Origin of the sequence: Actinophytocola sp. (genome assembly GCF_036002505.1) — a bacterium.
Classification (GTDB): domain Bacteria; phylum Actinomycetota; class Actinomycetes; order Mycobacteriales; family Pseudonocardiaceae; genus DASYTH01.
In genome coordinates this window covers 1-3,528 of sequence record NZ_DASYTH010000360.1, presented here as the reverse complement: position 1 = coordinate 3,528, position 3,528 = coordinate 1, and the positions used below count along the sequence as shown (strand labels likewise).

At 68.4% G+C, this 3,528-nt stretch carries 4 protein-coding genes; all 4 read right to left on the bottom strand.

Features of this window, described 5'->3' with window-relative positions:
• A partial coding sequence (locus VGR06_RS31230) for a prealbumin-like fold domain-containing protein (protein WP_327562758.1) occupies positions 1 to 1,134 on the bottom strand: 1,134 nt, incomplete at its 3' end.
• Positions 1,135 to 1,984: 850 nt separating this feature from the next.
• Positions 1,985 to 2,602, bottom strand: coding sequence for an isochorismatase family protein (locus VGR06_RS31225; RefSeq protein ID WP_327562757.1), 618 nt, complete (start codon positions 2,600 to 2,602; stop codon positions 1,985 to 1,987).
• 52 nt (positions 2,603 to 2,654) lie between these two features.
• Positions 2,655 to 2,903: a hypothetical protein gene (locus VGR06_RS31220; RefSeq protein ID WP_327562756.1), complete on the bottom strand. Its 249-nt coding sequence runs from the start codon at positions 2,901 to 2,903 to the stop codon at positions 2,655 to 2,657.
• Positions 2,904 to 2,963: 60 nt separating this feature from the next.
• Positions 2,964 to 3,528 (bottom strand): helix-turn-helix transcriptional regulator (locus VGR06_RS31215; protein ID WP_327562755.1); only part of this gene is annotated, 565 nt, incomplete at its 5' end.

Below are 3,528 nucleotides of genomic sequence, written 5' to 3'. Positions count from 1 at the left end.
GGCGACCACGGTGACGTGCTGGTCGGCGACGCCGTCGTGGCCGGGCGGCACGACCGTCTCCACCACCCAGTACTCGCCCTTGAACACGTTGGCGATCACGCAGGTGCCGTCGGCGCCGGTGGTGCACGCAAGGGTCGTGATGGTGTCCTCGGCGCCGCGGCTGCCACCGACCGGCGGGTTGTCGTTGTACAGGGTGAACGCCGCGCCCGCCAGCGGGTTGGGCGGGGTGGCGTCGTCGGTCTTGATGATCTGGACCGAGCCGCACAGGTTGATGTTCACCGGCGTCGGGGCGATGAAGTCCTTCACCGCGGCGGTGAAGGAGTCCGACGACCGGCTCTTGAGGTAGGCGCTGCCGAACGCGCGGCACTGGGTGCCGCCGCCCAGGATCGCGTCCAGGTCCAGCGACGCCTCACCGAACGTCCGCGGCGAGATGGCGCCCAGCCCGTCGGCCTCCGCCGCCGGGATCGCCGAGGTGTTGATCGACCCGGTGGCGTCGCCGGCCGCGGTCAGGTTCGTCTTGGTCCCCCAACACGGCACCTGGTTGGCCGCCTCGCACTGCGCGGCGCTGCCGGAGGTGACCCAGCGGGACAGGAACAGCACCGGGTTGGTGCCGCCCTGGGCGAGGTCGTACTGGACCAGCAGGTCACCGGCGGTCCGGACCGGCGTCACGCCGTTGCCCGAGACGGTGGTGGACTGGTTGAACTCAAAGTCCATGTTGGTGGTGCCCTGCGGCTCCTGCACCCGGTGCCAGAACATGTGCATGAAGTTCCGGTTGCCGACCGTCTCCTGGTAGACACCGAAGGTGCGCAGGTCGCTCTTCTGCGGCGGGATGCTGCCGTTGACCACCGTGGGGACCGCGGTGTCCTCCTTGGTGCCCTGCCCGAAGGAGTCATCGGTCGCGCCGGTGGGCTTGTCGACCTTGCGGACCTCGGCGACGGTGCCCCAGTCGATCGACGGCGCCGCGTCGTCGGCCTTGAGGTTGGCGTCGGTATCGATCTCGAAGTTGCTGCCCGCAAGACTGACCTCGGGATGGCTGGCCGACGCCGGCACGGCATACGCCAACAGCATCCCCAACACGGCAGTGACCAGCAGCAGCGCACGGACCCGCGCGCGGCGTGACGTGACAAGCTTCATGAGCTTCCTTCCCCCCAGTGCCTCAACGGCGCGCACGCGCCGTTGAGTGGTCCCGCTGCGTGGCCGCCTACGGCGGTCGGCCTCGCTCGCCTCGAGCGAGCCATCCGCTTGCGCGGGACGGTGACCGCTTTGGTCGCGAATGTGCCCCAGCGGCAGAAGTGCTAGCAGTTCGGGGTGCGCCACGGTATTGGTAGATACGCCCGGCTTGCCAGCTAACTCACTCTTACCCTTTAGGGCCGGCGACCCTTTTCCATTACTTACGCCCCCCTCTGGAGTCGGGTCGCTCGCGACCGCAGATAGATACGTGGCATTCCGTGCCAAATGAGCAACTGCTCCGCGGCGCGCATAAAACTTATTCCCCGGCCTCATTGGCTGTGCGACGCAAGTGAGGGACTTCTTGCTCATCGAAGAAGCGCAACCTGGCCATAGACCGACGTAGTCGGGAACAGCCGAACTGCCTATCCAGCACTACACAGTCGGTGAGGTCGGCGGAGCTGCACGTCGTCAGCGCGGGGATGGGCTCCTCAGGGAGGTGCGGCGGCTTCATCAGTGCTGGCATAGGTAGAGCTCGCCATACCGTTCGGCGCGGCACGCCGCGCGGACCGCTGGTCCGCACCGGTCACACGTCTCGTTCATCTTCCGGCTCCCGCCGTCTGGGCGAGCTGGCGCACCCAGCGCAGTCGGCTGCCGGCCGCGTCGGGTGGTCGCCGAGCCGGGTCATCGCGGGCTGCGCGATGGTGAACATCCGACATCCTCCTGAGGTTCGTGTTTGCCTGCCCGGCCGGCCTGTCGCCCGAGCCTCTGCTGCGGCGTTGCGGGCCATCCTGCGAGCCGCGGCTGCCGGGGGGCGCTATTGCTCCTGCAGGAGGCGGTCGGTGAGGACGATCTCGACGATCGCTGGGGCCGTGTCCTGACGAGCCCAGTCGCGCTGAAGCTCACAAGCGAGCGAGACCCAGCTGATCGGCTGCCCGCCGGCTTGGATCACGCGGTCAAGGCTGGTGCGGTGGGCCTCGGGCGAGGTGCCGCCGATCGCGTCGATGACCGGGTAGACCTCGTACCCTTCCCGCAGCGCATCGAGTGCGGCAAAGGCCATGCAGACTTCTGTCCACAGAGCGCAGAGGATGAGCTTCCTGCGGCCGGTCGTGTGGACGGCCAGGAGGAATTCGATGTCCTCCCAGGAGTTGACCGTTGTCCGGTCGGGCGGTTTGTCGTCTGTCAGCAGGTCGGCGAGCTCGGGGAGCGTTGGCTGTCCCCGGCCGGAGGCGACGTTGATGGTCGAGTGCACGACCGGGACCCCGAAGGTCTTGATGGTCTTGACCGTCGAGACGGCGTTCTTGACCAGGAGCTCGTGATCCATCGAGCGGACTCCGGCCAGCTGGGCGGGCTGGTAGTCGCTGAGCAGGGGCGCTGCGTTCTGCGGCGTGAGGAGATGGTCGGCGAGCGGGTCGCGCATGGGCGCACTGGTCATTGGTGCGGCACCTTCTCGTAGCAGGTTCGGGTGCGCCCGAAGTTCGTGGCCGTCACGGTGAGCGGCTGTCACCTGATCCTGATGATTTGCGTCTTGGTGTGAGCTGGCGGACCTCGACGAGGTCCAGGCCGAGCGCCTCGATCTCGGCCAGTACGCCGTAGAGTGCCGACCGGTCCAGGAGGCCGGTGAGCACGGTGTCTGCGCCGTGCCGTTGCGGCGCCAGCGCCGGGAACGCAGACAGCACCGTGGCGCCGAGGTGGCCGTGGATCCGGATCCTGTACCGGGCGGGCGTTGGGTCCATGCCGTCATGGTCGAATGCGGGCAGGTGAACCCGCATCACCAGGATCTGGTGACCGCCGTGCTAGCGCGTGCGGCCGGTCGACAGGAGTCGCAGTTCTCGTGCGCGCTGTACTGCCGAGGAGCGATCACGGGCCTGGAGCTTGGCGTAGATGTTGCGGACGTGGGTGTTGACCGTGTTCACCGAGACGGACAGTTCGCTGGCGATCTCCGGCCTGGAGAGGTTGGTCGGGAGGTAGCGCAGCACCCGAAGCTCGCTTGGGCTGAGCTCGTCGGCTTGCGACGACGAGGCCTGGTCCTTGGCTGGCAAGGATGCGCCGTGCACGACGTCGAGGATGTCGGCGAGCAGCGCGGCGTGGGCTGTCTCGTGCCGCGGCAGCGCCTCGAGCAGCTCCTGTGAGCCCGTCATCGCGAACGGCAGGACCAGCCGGTCCGGCTCGGCCAGGGCGAGGGCGTGTTCGGCGGCCTGGTTGGCCGCGCGCTGGTCGCCGAGCGCACGGTGGGCGAGCGCGGCCAGCAGCTGGGCTTCAACGACCGTGACGTACCCGATGACCGGTGCCGTGCCATCGAGGACGTCGGCCAGCACGCCGAGCGCTCCGGCCGGATCGCCCTCGGCGAGGCAGATCACC